The organism is Pedobacter sp. BG31 (assembly GCF_042464845.1).
Lineage (GTDB): Bacteria > Bacteroidota > Bacteroidia > Sphingobacteriales > Sphingobacteriaceae > Pedobacter > Pedobacter suwonensis.
Map to the genome: position 1 here is coordinate 100,510 of NZ_JBHNZK010000007.1, position 24,012 is coordinate 124,521.

Sequence of the window (24,012 nt, forward strand, 5' to 3'; positions counted from 1 at the left end):
TTGTGTGTGTTATGAGGAAAAAACCATGTTTAACAGTATGGTCAAATTTCCCCTCTATGAAGATATACAAAAAGCCAACCAAAATTCAATCTTTCTTATATTCATGCTTAACTACGGAGCACAGATCGATTAATACTATCCCTTTTGAACCGTAATTCCGGTATTTAATTTCAAGGTAAAACTAACCACGAAAATCAGGATCAGAGTGTATTTTCAAAAGATGCTGACTAGGTATTAGCTACAAGACAATTGAAAATACGATTTCTACTTGTAAAATAAATCCGATAGCTATCGGATCAGCATGACGATTGCTTATGGCAAGGAGGCTTAAAATTTAATCTTTCCTTTTATAAACAGGTACGGTAGAGCAAGGCTCGCCAAACATAATACTTTTCACTACCGGAGTAAGCAAATTGGTAACTTCTACATACGCTGCAACCGGCACCTCGATATCGCCGCATCCCTTTACCACCACACGTTCATTTGCATAATCACCGGGATTGATTTTAGCCAACGCCTTGGTAAACAATACGGCCTCTAAAGTATTTAAATCGCCGAATACCACTTCGTTTGCATAGGGCTTTAGCTTATTGGCCAGCAGCATATAGGCCCAGGTTGGCACAATAGCATCTGCAGAACAGGTAATGGCTACATTTTTATCCTGATATTGCGCCCAATCGTGATCCTTTATAAATGCCCGAAAATCCTTTTCCCTAAGCATTAAGCCGTGAAACAGATTATCTGCAATATCATACACAACTCTTTCGCCCTTATGATAAAAATCTTCAAGGTTTAAAGTAATTAAACCACTATTGGCAACTTTATTTATAATGTTTTCCTGAATTTCCATGGCCTTAAATAAAAAAACCGTTCCGACTAATCATCGGAACGGTTACAAAATTACATATTTTCTAATTAATAGAATTTCACGCGATTGTCTTTTATCTTGGCATTATCCTGTAAAGCCTGGAAAGCTGATCCTAATGAACGCTGACCTAAACTTAACAACATGCTTTCTTTTTGTTTAAACATATTTGCAATTGGAGCAGGATTTGTAAATCCATCAACGGTAAATACATATACACCACGCTCACCCTGAACAGGAGCAGACAATTTGCCCGGCTGTGAACCAAATACACTTCCCACCAATGCATTTTCCTGAGCAACACCTGGAATTACCGGATTGGCAAATACTACGTTCTGTACTGGATTAACCGGACGGGCAACTTTAGCCGCTACCTGATCGATACTTCCCTTACCTGCATTAGCTAATTTCTCTTTCAATTGTTTTGCTTTAACTGCATTGAGTACCATCGGCTCGATTTCTTTTTTCACATCAGCTAATGATAAAATGCCTTTAGGACTAATGTTGGTTAAGCGTGCTACTACATAAGCATTGCTCATGGTATAAATTTCTGGTAAAACATCACCTTTATCTGCAGCGTAAGCATCCTGGATCAGTTTACGTGGATTATCTAAACCTGCCGCAAATCCCTGTGTTGCTGTAACTCTATCTGCTGTACCTACTTTTAGGCCCTTTTGAGCTGCAAATTTACTGAAATCGTTACCTTTTACATCAGTTAAGAAACTGCTCGCGGCTTTATAAGCGGCAGCCTGGGTTTTGCTGCTTGCGGCCAGTGCTTTTTCTACATAGGCTAATTTAGCTACTTTAGAAGAACCGATTTGCTTTTCAATTTTAATCACATGGTAACCAAACTGAGATTTTACCACTTTAATATCACCGGTTTTGCCATCAAAAGCAGCATTTTCGAATTCAGGAACCATTGCACCACGCGCAAACGTACCTAACTCGCCACCTTTATCCTTTGAACCATCTACACTGTAGTTTTTAGCCAGTTCAGCAAAATTGCCACCTTTCAAAACCAATCCTTTTAATGAATCAGCTAATTTAAGTGCTTTATCTTCGCCGCCAACTTTAGCCGGGTCGATTAAGATATGGCTTGCTTTTACCGAATCAGGAGATATACGGGTAGCCACCACTTTTACAATTTTGTAGGAGTTACCGCTTAATTTCGGACCGTAGAAACTGCCCGCAGGTAAAGCAAATACTGCTGAATCAACTGCAGGATCCAATTTACCTTTTGTAATATAGGTAAAAGGAACCTTTACGTCAGAATTGATCGCTGCAAAAAGTGAATCATTTTTAGCCACCTGGAAATCAGCAGCAATTTTATCTACCTGAGCTTTGATGGCCATTGAATCGGCTTTATTAGGACTGATACTGAAAGTAACATACTCAAAAGCACGTGTTTCCTGTGGATTGTTAAAACGCGCTTTATTCTGATCATAGTATTCTGAATAATCAGCATCCGTTAATTTAACCGATTTATCAGGAACTGAAGCATAATCTAAACTTACATATTTGAAATTAGCCAGTTTGTTACGGTTGTTATATTCATCTGTAGCTTCTAATGAAGTTACATAAACCGAGTTACGGATTAAGTTGGAATATTTGGTTTGTAATGCCTGGTTTTTAATTTCTTCCTGTAACATATTAGATTGTTGCAAAGCCTGAGGATCTTTTGATTTCAAAAAGTTCATCAAGGTAGCACGGTCCAACTGTCCGGTTTGTGGATTGGAAAAATATTGTTTGATCAACGGGCTAGGGTTTTGACCTTGTAACAGATCCAACAACTCGTCTTCTGAGATGGTTAAACCTAAGCGATCATACTCTTTAGTTAACAAAACTTTTGCTAACTCTGCATTCCAGGCCTGATCAACAGCCATAGCCGTCATCTGAGCATTGGCACTACCACCGTATTGCTGTTTCATCTGGTTTACCCCCTGATCAACCTTTGGCCCGAACTCATCGATATTGATGTCGTTACCATCAATAGTTCCTACCACTTTTTGATTTGCTGACCAAAAAGGTTTACCCACGTTAATTGCATCACCTACTAAAAATGCAACAATTGCAAAACCGATTGCAAAGACCAGAATATAGCCTGCACGGTTGCGCAAAAATGTCATTAATCCCATATTGTATTTATAATTTATTTAGTTCTTTTTTAAGAGGGCGCAAGATACAAATTTGCCTTAAAAAAGAAAATACAAAATTTTATTTATCAAGCACCTAATTATTAGGGGGATGGAAGAGGTAAGAATGGAGGATGGGAGATGGAAAAATGGAGGATGGAAGAAAAGAAATTTGGCTTTGAATCTATAAATATTTCGAAGGTTTCCGATTACCTCACCCATCTCACATCTCATATCTTACATCTCACATTTTACATTGCTTAGGGTGCTACGCCTTCTTTCATATTCAATTCGCCATTTCCGCTATCCATTTCGTAGGTACTAAAATCCTGTGGTGCCTTGAAATTTATTCCTTCACCCACGCTTCCATCAATTCCCTTTACGTATACCCGCTGGTTGGAGTAGAAAATTTTCTTCGATTCATCCCAGATTAATTCCTGAGAGGAGAAGGTATCACCCTTACTGCTTTTCACTACTACATTTTTCCTGAATTCCGTTTTGAGCTCATTATCCCTTCTAATGGCATAATCGCACACCAGGTTTCCATCAATGGTACCGTTCGGGTTATAAAAGTCGATATTGACTCCTTTAATCATCTCCTGATAAGTGCTGCCATTAGCAGGCGTAACCTTATCAAGGATAGGGGCAACACCTTTTGCCTTGATCCTGGCAGAATCGCTGTAAATAATATCTACACCTAAAGTTCGGTCGCGGGAGAGGATGGTCTTATTTATCGAAACAGCATCTGCTTTTTTTAGATCGTCGTCTCCACAGGAAGCCAGAAAAAAAGGCAATACCAGAAACAGACCATATAAAAATGCTTTTAATTTCATTAATCTACGCGGTACTTACGAAACCAGGTATCGTTCAGGGTAAAACCCAGGTGGAAATTAATATACTGCTCTTTAACCAGATTATTGTTTAATGTTCCTCTTTGTCCGAGTTCTGTTGTAAAATTGATTTTATAAAATGCAGTACCACCATTTGCAGTAGGTAACGGGAACCCAAAACCTAAAGATGCACCCATTTGCTTAATATCCTGATTACCGATTTTAATATAAGTCTTATCGTAATTAAAACCGATACGATAATCTATACGCTTCAGGTAACTATTGTAAGAAAATGCATCTGGTGTCCATTGCCCACCTAAAGAAGCTCCCCAGCTATCCTGCAAACCCTGGTTTACATCATTGATACTGGTTTTAGACCATTTACCCATTCTAAAATCGGCGCCAATTAACCATTTATCATTCTGTTGGATGGCGATCCCAAAATTATGGGTTAAGGGTAAAGTAAGATTTGATTTTCCGTTATTTACCGTATTTAAAGTATCTGCAGCAGTACTCTCATTCCCGTCCTGATCTCTTGTATACAAAGTAGCATATGAAGTAAGGGTAGAGTTAACCTTTCCGGAAGTGCTTCCCGAGTAACCTAGGGTAACGATTGTTTTTTTACCTAATGTAAAATCGTACTGAATACCATAAGAATAGCTTAAGCCGGCAACACTATTTTTGGTCTGAAGTTTCGCATTGTAAGAACCTGCGCTATTAAACTCCGTAGCACGGGTGTTCTGAAGGTTGCCGAAAATGTATTCCAGGTTACCGCCAATTCTTAAATGGTCGCCAAAACGGTAACCATAGCCTAAATAAGCTTTTGATAAACCGCCTTCTCCTTCATAAAGCTGATTTAAGGTTGTAGTATCAACTTTTACGGTATTCCTGTAGTTATAACCAAGATCGGAATAAGGTAAAATACCAAAACTCAATGCCGATCTTCTGGTAACAGGAGCGGCAAAGGCCAGGTGACTGAAAGTAGAGTTAAAACTTGATTCGCTTAAATTGTTGCGCGTAAGGTTGGTTACACTTGCGCTCATACCAATATCAATAGTGGTTAGCGAAATACCAGCATATGATGCGGGATTCTGCATATTTATATTATTGAAGCCGGTAACTTTGCTTACAGCGGTAGAAATTCCACCCATTGCCCTAAACTGAGGCAATAAAGATCCTTTTATATTTCCGAGTCCATATCTTGAATATGGTGATGAAGTGGTAACCTGTGCCTGAGCATTTAAACCACAAACAAGAACGAGTATGGTTGCAATATAATTTATTCTTTTGTACATTTTAATCTGCAATAGCTTCATTTAATCCTTTTAATACTAAGTAAGGATCTTTTATAATTTGAGGCGCAAAGATGCTGTTTTGTAATTGTTTATACAAAAAATTAGCATCTCCCCCCGTTATAATTACCTTCAGAGCACTTTCTTTTTTATTATTTATGGCAATAAAGCCTTCAATTTCATTTATTATCCCTTGTAAAACACCATTTTTAATGGCCGATAAAGTGTCGGTTCCTTCCGGTACCTCATCATGTTCGTTCCAGTCTACCAATGGCAAGCGCCCCGTAAACTCGTGCACTGCCTTAAAGCGCATTCTTATACCCGGACTTATACTGCCTCCGAAATATTCTCTGGAGCTGCTTAAAACATCATAGGTGATGCAGGTACCCGCATCAACCACTAAACTGGCATTTGACGGATGTAAACCGTTGGCACCCAGAATAGCAGCCCACCTATCTAAACCCAGTGTAACCGGTGTTTTATATCTGTTCTGCACACCGTTTGTTAACAGGGCTGAAAAACGGATGTAAGCTGTATGCTTTTTCAAAAATACCTCTAACGGCCCGATTTCCTGGTTAACACTGCTAATGATAGATTTTGTTGGCGAAAACTTCTCAATCAATTGAGCCAGATCGAGTATCCCGATCTTATTAAAACGCTGATGGTGAACAATTTCTTTATTTGCAAAAACACCAACTTTAACAGCAGAATTTCCAATATCGATGCTTAAACTACGCATTTAAAATCTCCCGTTGCAAATAATATGTTCTTAGAAATTCCAATGTCACCATTTTTTTATCCATCTTAATTAAAACTAAAAAGCTTCAATTATAAAATCGTTCACAAAGCTATCAATCTTTGTTAAGTTTCATTCTAGTTATTTGTTAAAAAAGGTTAAACAAAAAGAAAATACTGTATGGAAAGCACAAATAAAACGAATAATGTCTCGTAAAACCAACGCTTTTTGGCATTGCTGAAATAGTAGGCCAGCAGTACCGATCCGGGTGGCACGCAAAGCAGAAAATGCCACGTCCTGAAATTAGGTTTAAGGTAAAAACTGGCTGCAGAAATAAGAAACATGAAAAACAACAGCTGAAAACTTTTCCTTGTACTGATGAAACTTCTGAAAAAATTTTCGCGTAGCTGTAGCGATGCCAGTATCATAATTACCGTTACCGGAATCAGTACCAGATAATCGTTATAGTTGATTTTAAAAACTGAGGGAAACTTATTCCCCAAGGGCCTCCAGATCTGATAAAACGAGCTTAAATTATCATTCCAGTAATAAAACACTGCCAGAAAGAAGAAAACCGTAATAAAGCCGATTAAGCCAGCCACCCATTCGCGCCAGTTAAAAGATCTAAAAAGCAACAACGCTAAAAAGATCATCAGCAACATGGCCATAAACGGAAAATAGATTAAGGTTCCAACTCCAATAATCATCCCGATATCGAAAATGGTAGTGATGGAATTTGCACTTTTGCCCAGTTTTAAAAATTTATCAATAATCCAGATCAACAGAAAGTTACATAATAATGCCGGACTCAGGATCATAAAAGGCATAAACAGGCTTGTTCCCGTAATAAACATCAGCCCTGGCAGAAAATTAGGTTTGGCTAACAAATTATGGTTATTCACCACCCGGTTGAAAACTAATGCCTGTACATACACTAGAAGTGCCGCAATAAAAATATTGGTATAAGGAGTAAAAGCATGATCTAAGTCAATATTGATCAGTAAACGCGCAAAAGGCTCCAAAAAATCAAAGTTCAGTTGATCATGCGTTTCTTGAAAAATGGCAATACGCAAAAAGAACGTGTACGCCAGCAAGAATACGAGGTTAACTGGATTTAGTTTTCTAAACTGATTAATCATGCCTTTAAAAGAGTAGGCAAAGTAAAGAAAATAATTTTAGAGTAGGGGAAGAAAGATTAAAGCGGAAAGAAGATTAGAGCGGAAAGAACAAAGCTCAAAAGCCAGGAATTATAGAATGGTTAGTCTGAGCGGAGTAGGAGACAGTGGGGTAAGAAGAAAGTATATACTAAAGAGCGAATGTGTTATTTTTTTTTAGAAAGCAGGTTTCTGTTCTTTTCGGTTAAGGTAGCCCTGCCATACGCTTTATCCCGATGAAAAATCGGGATGCCCGCTCCTGTCCCTTAGGTTTAGATTACTTCATACATTGCAACTGAACTTAAGCAGAAAAGCCAAAACATAGAGCTGTACATAATTGTCCATTGGAATTCCACATTGCAATAAGAGATTGCTTCGTCAGCTGAAAAAGCTTCCCTATAATGACATTTTAATTTGACCTGCTGACTATCTACTTTGGACTACAGACTCAGGACTCCAGACTAAGGACTATAACCTAAACTCTCGCGTATTTCTTCACCATATCATCAATAATCCGGGCGGTTTCATCCGGAAAATCGAACTCATGTTGCTGAGGATTTTCTACCCAGTTTTTAACAATTGGCAGCCAGTTACGGGTACTTCCCCAGATAACAGGCAAGCCAAACTGTTTCAAGGCATAGGCATTACATTGCTGTTCAAACTGGAAACGCATGGGTGCAACCAGTAGTTTTTTCTTTAAATAAAGCGCTTCTGCAGGGCCCTCAAAACCTCCGCCCGTAAATAAACCTTCGCAGGTAGCCAGGCTTTTGTTAAATTTTTCGTTATTAACCGGCTCCACAAAAACATTCCCTTCGCGATAAGCAATTTTGCTGTGTTTGGAGAAAACCTGCCAGGTAACCTCAGGGAGTTGTGTAAAAAGCTTAACCAGGCGTTTATCGTCAATGGCCGGGAGATAGACCGTATAGTGCCCTAAATTTTCATTTTTCAGGTTTCGGATCTCTGCCCTGATTACCGGCGTATGGATAAAGCTATCGTAACGGTCGAAGTGGAAGCCAATGTGGTATTTGGTAGGCGCATAGCGGCTCAAAATAAGCTTACCCCAATCTAGAGTTCTGGGGCGGGGTACTTTTTTCGATTTAAATGCTGCCTGATGACTTAATGATACACATTCAATACCCTGCAATTTACAGGCCCATGCACTTACGGGTTCGAAATCGTTAACGATTAGATTGTATTCTTTAAGCGGTAGCCGTTTCATATCTTTCCTAAAACGGAAAAGATTCATATTCAACCAGGTTTTATAATGATCTACCCCGCCTTTTTTACCAAAGATGAAACTGAAACCATGTAATTGGTACTTTACAGGCTGACTTAGTTTTACATCGGCCTGCGTACCACTTACCAAAATATCCAGTTCGCCATATTTTTGAAGCAAAGGAATAATCTCCCGTGCCCTGCTGATATGACCGTTACCTGTTCCCTGTATTGCGTAAAGTATCTTCATTTATGCCCGAATATCTAAAATTATTGGGCAATTTCATATTTTATATTCTGCAAAAGAATATTGATGTCCAGTTTACTCTTCAAATCTTCTGCATCTGAGAGCATTCCTTCCTCCAGTTGATCTTTCGTAAAATGCTGGTGTTCATACTTAAATACCGTCCATTTTTTATCCTGGTATTCTAAAGCCGTTAAACTTTCTACCCAATCACCGCTGTTCAGATACGTTACTTTTCCGGCAGCAGTTGATATTTCGCGTTGCTCGGCCTGGTGAATATGGCCACACACCACATACTCATAACCCTTTTCAATAGCCAGTTCTGCTGCCGTTTGTTCAAAACTGTTGATGAACTTAACGGCATCTTTAAACTTGGCTTTGATTTTCTTTGAAAAGCTCATTTTTTCCTTTCCAAAGGCCGTTAATACCCAATTTACAAAACTGTTGATCAGGATCAGCGTATCGTAACCAACAGCTCCCAATTTAGCCAGCCACTTGGAATGCTGCATAGTCACATCAAAAACATCACCATGGAAAAACCAGGCCTTCTTCCCGTCCAGTTCTAAAATCAACTTATTCTGTAAATGAAAAGTACCCATTTCCATGCCGTCGAATTTGCGAAGCATCTCATCATGGTTTCCGGTAAGATAGTGAACCTGCACCCCTTCTGAAACGAATTTCATCAGCTTACGGATGACCTTCATATGCGATTCGGGCCAGTAACTTTTGCTAAACTGCCAGATATCGATAATATCTCCATTTAAGATTAATGTTTTGGGTTTAATACTTTTAAGATACTTTAAAAGTTCTTTAGCATGGCAGCCATAAGTACCCAGGTGTACATCAGAGATTACGACTACATCGAGATTTCTTTTATCCATAAAAAGGAAAGTTCAGGGGAAAGGATATTAATACCGCCCGGTTTAAGCAGTTTAGAGTTAAGTTAAACGTGTTACCACTCTTCTTCCTCATCGAGTTTTACCTCAAACGGGCTAAAGAAATAAATTACAACAATTAATAAGCATACGGCAAAGAATGACTCTAACATATTACCTGATTTTCATTACAAAGATAAGACGCTGGATATCAAACAAATGTTACGACACTGTTAAATTATTATGCCATTTGATAAAGATTGTTAAAATGAGTAAGGGTGCTTAATTGGTCAACCGCTTTCGGTTTGTCATTTACCTGGAAAATATTGGAATTCGGATTGTTATAAATAAGTGGTTTGTAGGTCAAACTAAAGGTAATTGCAGGTTGGATTTCGAAAATGAGCGGTTCATTGTTCTTGGCAATTAAAGTCCCGTTATCGCTTATAGTCCTCGCTGCGCTCCGGGCTATTCCGCTCTATCGGGTTTAGAAACAAAGGTTTGGTGCATCTGCAACCCTGAAGATGGAATGCTTTTCTTGCTCAATCTCCCCTGACCGTTGCAGGCGGCGAGCTGATGCGAGAATTGAGCCAGAGATAAAACCTCATCCATTGATTTTCATGCTATAAATTATCAGGCAGGATGACAAAACGAGGAGATACTCCGTACTTTTGCGTTTTCGTGGCTGGATATCATTGAAAAAAGTTGCGAAAGAAAAAACCCCGTAGGATCAAATCCCACGGGGTTATAAATTATTTAAAAAGAATTTAAGCTTTAACCGCTTTCTTTTTCTTCTTTTCTTCTGAATAAAAGCCAAAACCTAATCCGGCCAATAACAAGATTGATCCAGCCAAAGAGATTTTCTCTCCCGTGTAATATGATGTTGGATGGAAAATAAACTCAAGCTTATGGTTACCGGCCTCTAATTGTGCTGCACGTAAAACGTAATCGGCCCTGAAGTATGGCTTTTCTACTCCATCCACATACATTTTCCAGCCCTTATCGTAATAGATCTCTGAAAACACTGCAATGGCATCTTTAGCCGTTGAGTATTCGTAAGTTAAATGATCAGGATTGTAACTGGTCAATTTGATAAACCCTTCCTGACCAGTGCCTAAACGCTTGGTATCAATCAGGTTTTTATATCTTTCATCAACAATAGCCTCTTTTTTTGCATCGAAACTGCTGATTGCCTTCATTTCTTCGTCGGCGTTTTTAGCAAACTGTACACTTTGTACAAACCAGGCATTACCCGCAGCTGTTGGGTTACGCTGCATTTTATACGATCCGTTTTGCTGATCTTGTGTAATAATGTACTTGGTATTTAACATATCCAGCACATCCTGATTAATGCTTTTGGTCATTTGGTTATCTACCAGTTCCTGGAAACGTTTTAACCTTGCCGAGTGAAAACCACCAACTGTTTTATGGAAATATGAGGTTTCTGCGCTTTTGAAAGGATCACCCAAAGACATGTCGAAAACCCTGAAGTTTGGATCTTTATCGGCGGAGATAAAATTATCTACATCTCTGGGCTGATAGTGATTCTCCAGTTCAGATTTGCTTACAAAGTTCTGGTTATTTAAATATCTACGGTCTACCTGCCATAAATCGATCAGCACAAATAAAGCCAATAAACCAAAGGCCAATTGCATATTCATCTTTTTGGTGATGAAAGCCCAGGTAATACCAAAACCAACGGCGATAAACAATAAAGAACGTAAAGCATCGGTACGTGCCAAAGATACACGATCAGCAACAACGCCATTTAAAATCTCCATAGCCGCAGCACGGTTATTTTGTAAGGTTTGTGTTAAAGCTTCCAAAACCTGTGGTTGGTTAGTCTGTGTGAAGCTGAAAAATGCAGTCGGGATTACGGCAATAATTAAGGCGAAACCACCGGTTATACCTGCAGACCATGTTAAACGCTGTACTAAATATTTTTGATCGTATTTACCGTCCTGTGCTTCCTTAATTGCCAGTATTGCCAATAAAGGAACCAGTAAGCCAACAACAGCCAAAATAGATTCAACTGCCCTGAATTTGTTGTAACCTGGCAGGTAATCAAAAAAGAGATCAGAGATAAATGGAAGGTTTTGTCCGAATGACAGGAACAATAGCAAAACACTGGTTCCCAGTATCCACCATTTCCAGCGGTGTTTTACAATAAACAAGCCAAAAACGAACAAGAAACAGATAATTGCTCCAAAATAATATGGACCAGATGTACCTGGCTTATTGCCCCAATACTGGTTAGTGCCCAAATTTTGTGCAACATAGCCTATGGCCTGACGGGGATCTACACCCTGAAGACTTTTCTCTACCGCTTTATAGGTATTACTTTCAGGTTTGATCATTTCATCAATACTGCTGGCACCGCCATAAATATTCGGAATCAGGAATGAGAAACTCTCGCCAACACCCTGGCTCCATTGGTAGGCATATGCTTTATCCAAACCATTTGCTGGTTCGGCTTTATCGGTTGTTAAGTTAGATTTACCACGGATAGTTTCTTTACCATACTCGTAGGTGGTCCATAAAGTACCTGCATTTACTAACACCGACAGGAAAATACCTGCTACAATATAAGCGATTGATTTACCAAAAGTTTGAAGCTGCTTTGCTTTGATGGCATGATAGAGCTCGATACAACCTAAAATAAATAAGGCTATAAATAAATAATAGGTCATTTGGATGTGGTTCGAACGAATCTCTAAAGCCATAAACAATGCCAATAAACTTGCACCAACAAGGTATCTTCCCCTTATGGTGAGAATGATGGCCGCTAAAATAGGGGCAAAGAAACCAATAGCCAAAGCTTTATTACTATGCCCTGCAGCTATAATGATAAAATTATAAGAGGTAAAAGCAAAAGCGATTGCGCCTGCAGCTGCAAGCCATGGATTTATCTTCAATACACAGAACAATAAATACGCGCCTAAAAGGTACAATAAAACCGTTCCAACCGGGTCAGGAAATATCCCTTTAATTACATCGATACCATAGGTAGTAATGTTAAGCGGATACTGTACCCAGATCTGATAAGCGGGCATACCACCAAACATCTGGTTGGTCCAAAGTGGTCCTTTACCATCTTTTGCCTTAATATCCATAATTTCTTTCTGCATGGCTTTAGCCTGCAAAACATCGCCTTGCTGTGGCGCCTTGCCTTGTAAAACAGGACTGAAGTAGGCAAAAGTAATGACTACAAAAAATGCAATAATGGCCAAGTGAATGCCATTTTTATTAAACCAGTTATTCATTAAGGTTTGTTTAAGTTTTAAACGAACGTCAAAAATAAAAAATTGGGCGGTATAAAAAAGCAATAAATGAAATGCATGCTGAATAAAAAATTAGATTTGTGATCAAGAATAAAAATTCAACCTATTTATTATGAGAAAGTTTGTTGTTACGATTGCGCTCGCCGCCTTAACTTTTTCTTCGTTTGCTCAGCTAGTAAGTTTAAATAACGACGAAATCAAAAAGCTAAAAGCGCAGATCAAAAATGCCGGGCAAACTAAAAAATTATACCAGGGCTTTGAAAAAGCGGCATTAAACTATCTCAATGAAACACCGAACCCAATTGATACCATCCGAACGGAAGGATTATTAAAGGGCAATCCAAAAAAAGAGAAAACCAGATCAGCCCTGGCAGATATGAACAAAATGTTTGCGCTGGCCTTGCAATACCGGATTACTGATGACCGGAAATATTTAAACAAATGTGCAGAATTTCTTGGTGCATGGGCGAAAATCAATAAACCAGATGGCGATCCTATTGACGATACCAATCTGGATAAAGCCATTGAGGCTTATGATCTGATCAGAAGAGACCTAGCCGGTAAAGATAAACAACAGATTGATCAATGGCTGACGGAAACAGCAAGTGCTGAGATTAACAGCAAACGAATGAAAACTGGAAGAGCCACCGCCATTAACAACTGGAACGCGCACCGGTTAAAGGAAGTTGGTGAAATTGGTTATGTTTTAAATAATCAGGAGTTTATTAAATGGACAATCGAAAATTTAAAAAGCCACATTAACATCAATTTATTTTCCGATGGAACAAGTTTGGATTTTAAAGAACGTGATGCCATGCATTACCACATTTATGACCTGGAACCGATGCTAAAATTAGCCATTATGATCGACAGGGCAAAGGGGCCAGACTTCTACACTTATCAGTCGCCAAAAGGATCTTCCATCAAAAAATCTGTAGAGTGGCTGATTCCATATATCAATGGTGAAAAACAACATGAAGAATATGTACACACGACTGTTAAATTTGATCGAGACCGGGCCAAAAACAATGAGCCCGGATTTGCGCCTGGTACAATGTTCAAACCGGATTTAGCATTACCGGTACTAAAACTAGCTGTGTATTTTGATGTGAACCAGGCTGATCTCTTAAAAAGGCTCATTAACAATCGTAACGACTGGCAAACCATACCGGACGAACTTAAGCGCGAAAGCAAACTTACAAAATAAATAAACTTTCAATAATTTTTGAAAGTTAAAAAACAATATTTATATTTGTTTATGGAATTGGCAGCAGCGAAATTAAAATTTATAGAAGCCTGGGGAAAACTGGGCTCCGAATGGGGAATTAACCGCACCATGGCCCAGGTACATGCCTTATTGTTAATTTCTCCTGAAGCACTTACGACGGAAGAAATTATGGATGCACTCAGCATTTCAAGGGGAAATGCAAACATGACCCTCCGCGATTTAATTGGATGGGGCTTGATTGAAAAACAACATAAAGCGGGCGAACGTAAGGAATATTTTTTTGCGGATAAGGATGTTTGGAACATTGCACGCCAGGTAGCCAAGGAACGCAAAAAAAGAGAACTGGAACCTGTTTTAAAAGTTTTAAATGAACTATCAACTGTAGTGGGCGACGAAAAAGATCCGGAGTATAAAACGTTTAAAAAATCAGTAAACGATATTAACAAACTTGCGGTAAACGTTGACAAAACTTTAGAAACAATGCTTAAAGCCGAAGAAAGTTGGTTTTGGGGTTCGATATTAAAGGTATTTAAATAGATTGGGGAGGGGATTTAGGAGTTTGGTATCAAGATTAAATTAGCAAGTATCAAGATGAGAGCAGCAAGACAAGTTTACTTGAAACCTTAACCATACGCCTTAAACCATCCACCCTAAACCCTAAACCTTACACCTCACCCAAAAAGCCTGACCAATTGTTTGGCTTTATTTTTTAATTCAAACTTTCATTTTTTACTGAAAATACCAAAATTTAAATAAATGAAAACACTTAAAAACCACGTGATATTATTTGACAATGAGTGCCCAATGTGTTATGCCTATACTAAAGCTTTTGTCAAAACAGGGATGTTAGCGCAAGATGGCAGGGAGGCTTACCAGGAAATGCCACCAGATATTTGCCCACTGGTAGACCAGCAAAGGGCGGCTAATGAAATTGCCCTGGTGAATACAGAAACCGGCGAAGTTACTTACGGCATCCAAAGTTTATTCAAAATTATTGCCTATGCTATGCCCTTCTTTAGGCCTTTATTTGCATTTGGTCCATTTGTTCATCTAATGCGTAAGCTCTATGCATTTATTTCTTACAACCGCAAAGTGATTATTCCGGTAGCAGTTAAAGAAAATACCTTACAACCCAGTTTTAACCGGCGCTATCGTATTGCATATTTATTTTTAACCTGTGCCATTACCGCCTACATTTTGACAGACTATGCATATCTTTTGACAGATTTTGTCCCATTAGGCAGTAAATACCGCGAATATTTAATCTGCGGTGGACAGCTATTTTTTCAGGGTATTATTATCAGCTTTTATAGAAAGGAAAAACTTTGGGATTACTTAGGGAACATGATGACCATTTCTTTCGCGGGTTCTCTTCTGCTTTTACCCATTATAATACTTGCAGAATATTTCGACTTTCAGCCATCGTTTTTCCTATTTTACTTTTTAATGGTTGCTGGGTTAATGTTTCTAGAGCATATCCGTAGAAGTAAATTATTAAAGCTGGGCTGGATAATGAGCATTACCTGGGCATTGTATCGTTTAATTGCTTTGGGTTTAATCTTAATTTTATAAAGATCATGAAATACGGAAAAATTATACTGGCTGGCGGAAATGGTTATCTGGGTGGCGTATTGGCGAAATATTTTAGCGGCATGGCCGATGAAGTGATCATTCTGGCGAGAAAGCCACAAGCTGAACAAGGCAACATTAAAACACTGGTTTGGAATGGCAAAACAATAGGAGATTGGGTACACAGTTTGCAAGGGGCAGACCTCTTGGTTAACCTTTGTGGTAAAAATGTAAACTGCAGGTACACGGAGAAAAACAAAAAAGAAATTTTTGATTCCCGGTTGATTCCCACTCATTTACTTGGTAAAGCCATTGAAGAAATGAAAAATCCACCAAAACTTTGGATCAACATTACTTCTGCAACCATTTACCGCCATGCAGAAGACCGACCACAGGATGAATTTACAGGCGAAATTGGCAACGGCTTCTCTGTTGAGGTATGCAAAGCCTGGGAAAACTGTTTTTTTAAAACCAACACGCCCAACACCCGAAAAATAGCACTTAGAATGGGTATTGTTTTAGGTCTGAAAGATGGAGCATTTCCACGCTTACTTAACTTGGTGAAATTAGGGATGGGCGGCAAACAGGGCAATGGCGAACAATATATGAGCTGGGTCCACGAAGAGGACGCTGTATGCAGTATCGAATGGTTACTAAATCGTCCCAAAATCGAAGGAGTTGTAAATTGCACGGCCCCAGATGTGATTAAAAATCATGTTTTCATGCGCAGCATCAGAAAAGCTTTTGGTCGCAGTTTCGGTTTACCTGCCCCGGCCTGGCTGCTGGCCATTGGGGCAAAAATTATCGGTACGGAAACGGAACTGATTTTAAAAAGCAGGTGGGTTAAACCAACAATATTGCTAAGTAATGGATTTGAATTTAAATATCCGAACATCCAGGGAGCTGTTGAAGATATTTTAAAAAATTAAATTTTAGCACTCCGAAAACCTAACATAGAGGCTATACAATAATTACAAATACCATCCTAAGGGATAATTTATTCTGTATGAATCAATATGGTTGCCAGTAGCATCAATAGAAATGATCCCTTCCAAAAGATCGTCATTGCGAGAAGGCTTTTTCAGCCGACGAAGCAATCTTTATAGCAAGGACCATTAACCTGAAAGATTGCTTCGTCGTTCCTCCTCGCAATGACGACTCATTTTTTTAAAATCTATAAATGATAGATTTAGCATTTTTCAATACATTTGGAGGGCTGATGAGCAATTTGCAATTTGAACGAGTATCTCTTGCTTATTATCAATCCCATAAAATATCTGTCATTGATAGGGTAGTCTAAGGACCTCTTTAAAATATTTAAATGCATTTAGATACTTCGCCAAGCTCAGTACACGCTAAGCTCAACGAGACAAATTAGAAGTAAAATTCAATTATAATAGCCTGCTTTTTACATTTTTCAATAAGACCCTGAAATAAATCCGATGGCTATCGGATCAGGGTGACGATGACGCAGGGAGAACTAACAACGGAACGACATTAACAAAAAACCCCGAAACAGGTTCGGGGTTTAGTTTATTTTACTTCTTCGTAGTCTACGAAATCGCCAAGTTTATCTGTTTTACTTTGATCGGGTTTTGGCGGCATATAGTCGATAGAAATAGAACCTTCAGGTTTCTGTCGCCGCTGTTGCTGCTGTCCTGTAGCCTGACTTTGCATTTTGCTGGCCAGGTTATTAAACAGCATAGGTAAAATTAGCCTGATCAACATTCTGATCAGCCAAAGTACCAATATTGTAATAAAAATGAATTTTACTAATGCCATGCTTTAAATTACTGTTGTTACAAATATAGACGACCTAACTTTTATTTTGTTACTTTTTAGGCCTTTAATTGCAATTTGATTACAAATATAATACGCAAACAAAGCTATAAAAGTTTCAATGTTGCCCTTAATCTTCTATAATTTCTGCTACGCGGCCAACCTGACCATCCTCCAGTCTTACTTTTATCCCCCGGGAATGAAATGCGGATGAAGTAAGCAGATCTTTCACCACGCCATAGGTGATGTTTCCTGATCGCTGATCTTTTTTCAGTATGATTCCGACTTCCAAGCCCGGATAAATGTCTTTTCTGTTCTGCCCGTCCATTTGTGCTGTAATAAAATGATAATAAAGATTTCAAAATTCCATAATTATTTTGAATGTCAGGGTAGTTTGCTGAAATCAATTTCAGGTTTTTTACCTCTAGTGCTTCTGCTAAAGATTTTTCCCGGCATGGTATAATTATTAAAAAAGCCTCCATTTTTTAAATAGAAAGCACCATTATTGATCCCTCCCTGAAAGTCCATCCGATAGCCTTTTGCTCCGGTATTATCGGTAGTGAAGCGTGCAACCTTTAATTCGGTCCATGTTCCTTTATCATCGCAGATCCATTGGTTATCAAACAAAACTTTTCGTGATAAATCTCCTTGTACTGGTGAGAAGTTTTCTAAAAAGGAATGGAAGTGTTTTAAATAAGTATTAGTCTTCGGCCTGGAAAAGCTGGCTATCAACTGCCATTTATTGGTTTCGGGAATAAAGAAATAAGCAGTGTATGTGGTTAAGCTATCTTTTCCGGGCGCCCCATGCAGCAAAAACTTATAGGTTTTTCCTGCTTTCCATATATAATTCAGGTAGCTCTGGCCCCCGGCACCTTCGTTCCCAAATTCTCCTGTGTATACACCTTCGCCTTTCTTTAGCATTTTGATCTTATGCGCTTCGGGAATGCTTTTAGGATCATCTGTATGGAAAGGACTCCATACCGAAAATAAGATATGTCTTTCCGTCGGGCTGTTCACCTGCATACCAAAATAACCTTCACCAAAACCACAAGCCATAAAATAGGAACCTAACTTATCTTCTCCTTTTGGCACGGTTACTTCGTTATAGTACCATGCTACATTTATATTTTCAGGCTGTTGATAATTTAAATGAACCGACGGTCCGCGCCGGCCCCAGTAAAAGAAATTGCCTTCGTTGTTTTTTACGTAAGCAGTTTTTCCTTCTACTGCCGTTCCGCTAATGTTTAACGTTTGGATGCAAGGAAATTGAGCGCCACTTTTATTTATCCCTTTTACGGTGATGGCAACATAACCGGTATCTTTGATTATCCAATCGCCAATTTTACCGTCAAAAGTTTTGGCTTCATCAAAACTTACTTTTTTGGATTGATTGTTAATAGAGAATTCTAAAGTAGATTGCCCTTCAACCGCAGGTTTATCTTTAAGAGAAATGAACAGCGTACCTGGCTTTGAAACCCTTAGATAGGCTGTAAAATATTCACCTGGGTTAGACCAGTTGACAATTCCACGGTCAGACAAGCTTTTTTCAGCATCTTCATGTAGAGAACTGTAAGCATTGCCCCCAAGAGGAAGATAAATTGCCGCAGCATTTTGGGCGTGACTTTTAAGCCCCGGAACGCCCATTAAGATTAGCACTACCCACTTTAGAAATCTCATTTGATGATTTTCAGATATTTTATTGAAAGCAATTCTAACTCAAATTATCTAAAAATCAATCTTTAAAACCAAATCGTTACTTGCTGAATTTTTCGTTAAACATCTTTTCAAGCGCAAACATTTCATCGCGTAGCTTCGCAGCTTGTAAAAAGTCCATATCTTTTGCTGCCTTCTGCATATCCTTACGGGTGTTATCAATTGCCCTCTGGAGTTCGGCCTTACCCATATACTGTACAATTGGATCTGCCGCAATACTGATTTCAGCATTTTCCACATAGGCTTTTGCTTTATTATCGCTTGCTTTTTGCGAGAAATCGAGTACAGAGGTCTGTTCTAAAATTGCTTCTCTCGATTTGCCGACCGTTTTGGGTACAATGCCATTTTCAAGATTATAGGCAATCTGTATGTCCCTGCGCCTGTTCGTTTCTGAAATGGTTTTTTCCATACTTTCCGTAATGCCATCTGCATACATTATTACCCGTCCACGATCATTACGGGCAGCACGGCCAATGGTTTGAATAAGCGATTTTTCTGATCTTAAAAACCCTTCCTTATCCGCATCTAAAATTGCTACCAGGGTAACTTCTGGTAAATCTAAACCTTCCCTTAACAGGTTAATACCCACCAAAACATCAAATTCACCCAGGCGTAAACCACGCAGAATCTCTACCCTTTCCAAAGTTTTAATTTCGGAATGGATATACCTGGTTTTGATATTTAAGCGATCAAGATATTTCGTTAACTCTTCAGCCATACGTTTGGTTAGCGTAGTAACCAGCACACGTCCACCATCTTTTATCGTAAGGTCTATTTCATCCAAAAGATCATCAACCTGGTTAATGGCAGGCCTGACCTCTATAACAGGATCTAGTAATCCGGTAGGTCTGATGACCTGCTCTACTACCACCCCTTCTGATTTTTCCAGCTCGTATTCGGCAGGGGTAGCACTTACATAAATGGTTTGTGGCGCAAGGGCTTCGAATTCGTTGAAATTTAAAGGCCGGTTATCCAATGCGGCCGGCAAACGGAACCCATATTCAACCAAAGATAATTTCCTTGACCGGTCTCCGCCGTACATGGCCCTGATCTGCGGAACAGTTACGTGGCTTTCATCAATGACCATTAAATAATCATCAGGAAAATAATCCAGCAAACAGAAAGGGCGCATCCCTGGCTGTCTTCCATCAAAGAACCGGGAATAATTTTCAATACCAGAGCAATAACCCAGTTCTTTCATCATTTCGATATCGAAATTGGTCCGTTCCTCCAATCTCTTTGCTTCCAGTAAATGCCGATCGGCAATCAATTGGTTTTTTCGGATCTCCAATTCTTCCTGTATGCCCCAAATGGATTGATTGAACCGGTCTTTTGGCGTAACGAAAAGGTTGGCCGGATAAATGGCCATATCTTCCAGTTTTTCGAGGGTTTTACCTGAAACGGGATCAATTGCTGAAAGTTCTTCGATATCATCGCCGAAAAAAGAAATGCGGTAAGCATGATCCAGATATGCCGGATAAACATCAACAGTATCGCCTTTAACCCTAAATGTTCCACGTTTAAAGTCTGTAGTTGTCCTGGAATATAAAATTTCTACCAAACTATGCAAAAATGCATTTCGCGAAATCCGAAGCCCTACACCAAAGCGAAAAACCATCCGGGAAAAATCTTCGGGATTCCCCATACCATAAATACAGGATATGGATGATACTACGATAATATCGCGGCGGCCACTCATTAATGATGAGGTGGTACGTAAGCGCAGTTTCTCAATCTCCTCATTAATGCTCAGGTCTTTTTCGATATAGGTATTACTTGAAGCGATAAAGGCTTCCGGCTGGTAATAATCATAATAAGAAACAAAGTAATTCACCGAATTTTCCGGAAAGAAATTCTTGAACTCCCCGTATAGTTGTGCAGCCAGGGTTTTATTATGACTTAAAATTAAAGTAGGCTTTTGGGTCTGTTCAATTACATTGGCTATCGTGAACGTTTTTCCTGATCCGGTTACACCCAATAGGGTTTGGTAGTGTTCATTAGCATTTACACCGTCTACCAGCTGTTTTATTGCATTTGGCTGATCTCCGGTAGGTTTATATTCTGAAGTGATTTTAAATTTCATGAGTATATCAAACTTAATAAAAATTGATGTTAAAATCATTATTGTGTTCTTTCCTCCGTTTATTAAAGATAAATCGCGGGAATTATAAGACTTAACATTAAAGGGTAACAGACGAAAGTCAGGAAAGTTGAAAATTGATATTTAAGGGAACCTCAAAATTCAATATGGCATTTATAGCTTTTAAACAAACACAAACCTAGTAAATCAAAAGTTTAATTTTCGATTTACTATGTTGAAAATAAAAACTCCCCGTTGAACAAAATTCAACGGGGAGTTTTATAATTGTTGTCTCGACTGAAACGCAGCGGAATGGGGAGATCTATTATAAATTTCCAAACTGCGTTACACTCCGCTAGAAATGAGGATAAAACTATTAACCTGAGTTCAATTAATGTTTAAAACTTAATGTACTTTATCAGGACGAATTGTCTAGCCCTTTCCTCACGCTGATCCGATAGCTCGGATTTATTTTACAAGAGGAAAGTAGTTTGTTCTATGGCCTTGTTGCTACTTCGTGGTCAGCATCTTTCCTGTTAAACCGCCTTGCTATAAAGACCCTGAAACAAGTTCAGGGTGACGACCGTTCATTCAAATAGCCAGATAACTCAAATTAAAGCACATTATTCATCGAACTCAGGTTATTATTTCCCAGCAGCAGCCTGCATTGGGTTTTTACCAACTGACTGGCCTCTTACAGCCCCACCAGCTTTTGCTTTATATACTTTAAACTTACTTTCTTTGGCTTTACCGCCCCATGTATTGTTAGATGTATCAATATCAGCGGTTTCGCGTAACGGATCAATTAAAATTGAAGCCACTTCTTTGTTTTTCACATAGAATTTAGAAGTTTTAAGTTCATTGTGTCTCCAGATCTGCGCAGGGATACGGTCTATTTCTTTTGTTCCATCTTTATAGGTAAACTCCACAATAATAGGCATCACCAAACCACCTTTATTGCTAAAACTCAATTCGTATAAAAATTGGTTGGCATATTTACTTTGATCAGCTTCTGCAACCGCTTCTATAGGTGGTGTCATATCCATTTTCGTGGCAACAGTTGTATCAACAGTAACCAATCCTCTATCGTATTTATAATAAAAATCCTGAGCCGCTGTGTTTTTATCTACGTAGAAGCTGATTTTTTTGTCTTCGCGGTTTCTGATTTTAGAAATATCCTCAAAAGCATTTACGGCAGGCCTATCAATTTTAACCATTCTCGATCTGGCAGCAGGAACTTCTTTAGGAAAATCGGCTTTTGCAAATTTCACGCTGTCTAAAGATATATCACATGGATCGGTTCCGTAAAACCATCCCCTCCAAAACCAATCTAAATCTTCGCCACTGGCATCTTCCATGGTACGGAAAAGATCAGCAGGCTGGGGATGTTTAAATGCCCATCTTCTCGAGTATTCCTTAAATGCATAATCGAAAAGTTCTCTGCCCATAATGGTTTCGCGCAGAATATTTAACCCTGTAGCTGGTTTTGAATAGGCATTTGGACCAAAACGCGCAATATTTTCAGAGTTGGTCATAATGGGTTCCAACTCATCTTTAGGCAATTTCATGTAATCAACAATGGTATAGGCCGGTCCTTTTTTACTTGGAAATTTATTATCCCAAAGCTCTTCGGTCAAATACTCCACAAAAGAATTCAAACCTTCATCCATCCAGGTCCATTGGCGCTCGTCGCTATTTACAATCATTGGGAAAAAGTTGTGCCCAACTTCATGAATAATAACCCCTAACATGCCATTTTTAGTGCTTTCGCTATATGTTCCGTCTGCATCGGTACGGCCATAATTAAAACAGATCATCGGATATTCCATTCCATTTGCAGCTTCGATACTTTGGGCCACCGGATAAGGGTATGGAATGGTGAAATCTGAATAGGTTTTAATGGTGTGCGCTACTGCACGTGTAGAAAATTTACTGTATAGGTTATAAGCTTCTTTTCCATAAAAACTCATGCACATTACAGTATTGTTATTGGCCTGAATTTTTTGAGGCATGGCATCCCAGATAAATTTGCGGGAAGATGTCCACGCAAAATCACGGACATTATTAGCGTTAAAAACCCAGGTTTTTTTAGCCGTAGATTTTTTGGTTTCTGCCAGTTTAGCTTCGGCCAGGGTCTGGATTTCCACGGGCGCGGCAGCCGTTTTTGCTGCATTATATCGGCTCAACTGTGTTGGGCTTAAAACGGCACTATAATTAATACACTCTCCCGTTGAACCCACCAGGTGATCTGCCGGAACAGTCATTTGTACTTTAAAATCGCCAAAGGTTAAAGCAAACTCGCCCCTACCAGTAAACTGGTGGTTTTGCCATCCCTGAAAATCGCTGTATACGCACAAACGCGGGTACCACTGGGTCATGGTAAACAGGTAGTTTCCATCTCCCGGGAAAAATTCATAACCACCACGCCCACCAACACTCATCCGGTCGGAAATTTTATAATTCCATTTGATGTTGAAGATAAATTTCTGCCCGGTTCTCAATGCTACCGGCAAATCAACCCTCATCATCGTTTTGTTAACGGTGTAAGGTAAGTTTTTACCGGCCGCATCTGTTAATTTCGTAATATTGATACCATAGCCATTGTTACCGGTTGTACTTAACTGGTCTAACATTTTAGTGGTGCCTATTGCAGGCATCTTTGTCGCATCCTGATAGTTTGCATTTCTATCTGTGCTATGCTCATTCTCATCAAGCTGCAGCCAGATATAAGTTAAAGGGTCAGGAGAATTGTTGGTGTAGGTGATGGTTTCAGTTCCTGTTAACAACAGGTTTTTTTCGTCCAGCTCACATTTGATATTATAATCAGCACGCTGCTGCCAATATTTAACACCGGGTGCCCCGCTGGCTGTACGCTGTTCATTAGGGGTTGGTAAAATAGTACCCAACTGCTCAAACTTATTCCCATGGTTGCTGCCAGGGTTATTCTGAATATTTTGCGCCATAGCCAAACCTCCAGAGAAGATAAGCAGGCCGGTTAAAGTAAATAGTTTATTCATTGTTA

The 24,012-nt window shown here is 39.1% G+C and carries 18 protein-coding genes; 4 read left to right on the plus strand and 14 right to left on the minus strand.

Annotated elements, in window-relative coordinates; genetic code table 11:
• Positions 1 to 334: 334 nt before the first annotated feature.
• The 9 genes from ACFE6N_RS10930 to ACFE6N_RS10970 all read right to left on the minus strand — a co-directional run bounded on the left by ACFE6N_RS10930 (position 335) and on the right by ACFE6N_RS10970 (position 12,603).
• Positions 335 to 850 (minus strand): DUF2480 family protein, encoded by a 516-nt coding sequence (locus tag ACFE6N_RS10930; RefSeq protein ID WP_090980841.1) that lies wholly within the window; start codon positions 848 to 850, stop codon positions 335 to 337.
• Between the two features lie 65 nt (positions 851 to 915).
• Positions 916 to 3,000 (minus strand): SurA N-terminal domain-containing protein, encoded by a 2,085-nt coding sequence (locus ACFE6N_RS10935; RefSeq protein ID WP_378936360.1) that lies wholly within the window; start codon positions 2,998 to 3,000, stop codon positions 916 to 918.
• A gap of 257 nt (positions 3,001 to 3,257) precedes the next feature.
• Entirely contained in the window at positions 3,258 to 3,830 is a 573-nt protein-coding gene (locus tag ACFE6N_RS10940; RefSeq protein ID WP_090980845.1) for a hypothetical protein, read from the minus strand.
• Positions 3,830 to 5,122, minus strand: coding sequence for an OmpP1/FadL family transporter (locus ACFE6N_RS10945; RefSeq protein WP_244950704.1), 1,293 nt, complete (start codon positions 5,120 to 5,122; stop codon positions 3,830 to 3,832). The genes ACFE6N_RS10940 and ACFE6N_RS10945 overlap by 1 nt, the downstream gene beginning before the upstream one ends.
• A 1-nt stretch (position 5,123) precedes the next feature.
• Positions 5,124 to 5,858, minus strand: coding sequence for a type III pantothenate kinase (locus ACFE6N_RS10950; protein ID WP_378936363.1), 735 nt, complete (start codon positions 5,856 to 5,858; stop codon positions 5,124 to 5,126).
• A gap of 155 nt (positions 5,859 to 6,013) precedes the next feature.
• Positions 6,014 to 6,994: a DUF6427 family protein gene (locus ACFE6N_RS10955; RefSeq protein WP_378936365.1), complete on the minus strand. Its 981-nt coding sequence runs from the start codon at positions 6,992 to 6,994 to the stop codon at positions 6,014 to 6,016.
• Positions 6,995 to 7,484: 490 nt separating this feature from the next.
• Complete coding sequence (locus ACFE6N_RS10960) at positions 7,485 to 8,474, minus strand: glycosyltransferase family protein (RefSeq protein ID WP_378936367.1); 990 nt, start codon at positions 8,472 to 8,474, stop codon at positions 7,485 to 7,487.
• A 20-nt stretch (positions 8,475 to 8,494) separates the two neighbouring features.
• Complete coding sequence (locus tag ACFE6N_RS10965; protein WP_378936369.1) at positions 8,495 to 9,349, minus strand: UDP-2,3-diacylglucosamine diphosphatase; 855 nt, start codon at positions 9,347 to 9,349, stop codon at positions 8,495 to 8,497.
• Between the two features lie 758 nt (positions 9,350 to 10,107).
• Positions 10,108 to 12,603, minus strand: coding sequence for a YfhO family protein (locus ACFE6N_RS10970; protein WP_378936371.1), 2,496 nt, complete (start codon positions 12,601 to 12,603; stop codon positions 10,108 to 10,110).
• Positions 12,604 to 12,733: 130 nt separating this feature from the next.
• Between ACFE6N_RS10970 and ACFE6N_RS10975 the strand changes: the two genes are divergently transcribed.
• The 4 genes from ACFE6N_RS10975 to ACFE6N_RS10990 all read left to right on the plus strand — a co-directional run bounded on the left by ACFE6N_RS10975 (position 12,734) and on the right by ACFE6N_RS10990 (position 16,347).
• Positions 12,734 to 13,828: an alginate lyase family protein gene (locus tag ACFE6N_RS10975; RefSeq protein WP_378936373.1), complete on the plus strand. Its 1,095-nt coding sequence runs from the start codon at positions 12,734 to 12,736 to the stop codon at positions 13,826 to 13,828.
• A gap of 18 nt (positions 13,829 to 13,846) precedes the next feature.
• Positions 13,847 to 14,386, plus strand: a complete 540-nt coding sequence (locus ACFE6N_RS10980; protein WP_244950703.1) for a GbsR/MarR family transcriptional regulator — start codon at positions 13,847 to 13,849, stop codon at positions 14,384 to 14,386.
• A gap of 219 nt (positions 14,387 to 14,605) precedes the next feature.
• Positions 14,606 to 15,421, plus strand: a complete 816-nt coding sequence (locus tag ACFE6N_RS10985) for a DUF393 domain-containing protein (protein WP_378936375.1) — start codon at positions 14,606 to 14,608, stop codon at positions 15,419 to 15,421.
• Between the two features lie 5 nt (positions 15,422 to 15,426).
• Positions 15,427 to 16,347 carry a TIGR01777 family oxidoreductase gene (locus ACFE6N_RS10990; RefSeq protein ID WP_378936377.1) on the plus strand — a complete coding sequence of 307 codons (921 nt, stop codon included), beginning with the start codon at positions 15,427 to 15,429 and terminating at the stop codon, positions 16,345 to 16,347.
• A 604-nt stretch (positions 16,348 to 16,951) separates the two neighbouring features.
• On the opposite strand, the gene ACFE6N_RS10995 is transcribed toward ACFE6N_RS10990, so the two are convergent.
• From ACFE6N_RS10995 to ACFE6N_RS11015, 5 genes are all read right to left on the minus strand, one after another.
• A complete protein-coding gene (locus ACFE6N_RS10995) occupies positions 16,952 to 17,200 on the minus strand; it encodes a DUF4834 family protein (protein ID WP_090980868.1) in 249 nt (82 codons plus the stop codon).
• A gap of 127 nt (positions 17,201 to 17,327) precedes the next feature.
• Positions 17,328 to 17,525, minus strand: a complete 198-nt coding sequence (locus ACFE6N_RS11000; protein ID WP_086548157.1) for a YwbE family protein — start codon at positions 17,523 to 17,525, stop codon at positions 17,328 to 17,330.
• A gap of 56 nt (positions 17,526 to 17,581) precedes the next feature.
• Complete coding sequence (locus tag ACFE6N_RS11005; protein ID WP_378936380.1) at positions 17,582 to 18,874, minus strand: DUF3472 domain-containing protein; 1,293 nt, start codon at positions 18,872 to 18,874, stop codon at positions 17,582 to 17,584.
• A 76-nt stretch (positions 18,875 to 18,950) separates the two neighbouring features.
• Positions 18,951 to 20,993, minus strand: coding sequence for an excinuclease ABC subunit UvrB (uvrB, locus tag ACFE6N_RS11010; RefSeq protein WP_090981410.1), 2,043 nt, complete (start codon positions 20,991 to 20,993; stop codon positions 18,951 to 18,953).
• A gap of 641 nt (positions 20,994 to 21,634) precedes the next feature.
• Positions 21,635 to 24,007: a M1 family metallopeptidase gene (locus ACFE6N_RS11015; protein WP_378936382.1), complete on the minus strand. Its 2,373-nt coding sequence runs from the start codon at positions 24,005 to 24,007 to the stop codon at positions 21,635 to 21,637.
• Positions 24,008 to 24,012 lie beyond the last annotated feature (5 nt).

Excerpts from the sequence above, each read along its gene's own strand:
- ACFE6N_RS10930 (WP_090980841.1), bottom strand. The coding sequence starts at position 850 with ATGGAAATTCAGGAAAACATTATAAATAAAGTTGCCAATAGTGGTTTA.
- ACFE6N_RS10935 (WP_378936360.1), bottom strand. The coding sequence starts at position 3,000 with ATGGGATTAATGACATTTTTGCGCAACCGTGCAGGCTATATTCTGGTC.
- ACFE6N_RS10940 (WP_090980845.1), bottom strand. The coding sequence starts at position 3,830 with ATGAAATTAAAAGCATTTTTATATGGTCTGTTTCTGGTATTGCCTTTT.
- ACFE6N_RS10945 (WP_244950704.1), bottom strand. The coding sequence starts at position 5,122 with ATGTACAAAAGAATAAATTATATTGCAACCATACTCGTTCTTGTTTGT.
- ACFE6N_RS10950 (WP_378936363.1), bottom strand. The coding sequence starts at position 5,858 with ATGCGTAGTTTAAGCATCGATATTGGAAATTCTGCTGTTAAAGTTGGT.
- ACFE6N_RS10955 (WP_378936365.1), bottom strand. The coding sequence starts at position 6,994 with ATGATTAATCAGTTTAGAAAACTAAATCCAGTTAACCTCGTATTCTTG.
- ACFE6N_RS10960 (WP_378936367.1), bottom strand. The coding sequence starts at position 8,474 with ATGAAGATACTTTACGCAATACAGGGAACAGGTAACGGTCATATCAGC.
- ACFE6N_RS10965 (WP_378936369.1), bottom strand. The coding sequence starts at position 9,349 with ATGGATAAAAGAAATCTCGATGTAGTCGTAATCTCTGATGTACACCTG.
- ACFE6N_RS10970 (WP_378936371.1), bottom strand. The coding sequence starts at position 12,603 with ATGAATAACTGGTTTAATAAAAATGGCATTCACTTGGCCATTATTGCA.
- ACFE6N_RS10975 (WP_378936373.1), top strand. The coding sequence starts at position 12,734 with ATGAGAAAGTTTGTTGTTACGATTGCGCTCGCCGCCTTAACTTTTTCT.
- ACFE6N_RS10985 (WP_378936375.1), top strand. The coding sequence starts at position 14,606 with ATGAAAACACTTAAAAACCACGTGATATTATTTGACAATGAGTGCCCA.
- ACFE6N_RS10990 (WP_378936377.1), top strand. The coding sequence starts at position 15,427 with ATGAAATACGGAAAAATTATACTGGCTGGCGGAAATGGTTATCTGGGT.
- ACFE6N_RS10995 (WP_090980868.1), bottom strand. The coding sequence starts at position 17,200 with ATGGCATTAGTAAAATTCATTTTTATTACAATATTGGTACTTTGGCTG.
- ACFE6N_RS11000 (WP_086548157.1), bottom strand. The coding sequence starts at position 17,525 with ATGGACGGGCAGAACAGAAAAGACATTTATCCGGGCTTGGAAGTCGGA.
- ACFE6N_RS11005 (WP_378936380.1), bottom strand. The coding sequence starts at position 18,874 with ATGAGATTTCTAAAGTGGGTAGTGCTAATCTTAATGGGCGTTCCGGGG.
- uvrB (WP_090981410.1), bottom strand. The coding sequence starts at position 20,993 with ATGAAATTTAAAATCACTTCAGAATATAAACCTACCGGAGATCAGCCA.
- ACFE6N_RS11015 (WP_378936382.1), bottom strand. The coding sequence starts at position 24,007 with ATGAATAAACTATTTACTTTAACCGGCCTGCTTATCTTCTCTGGAGGT.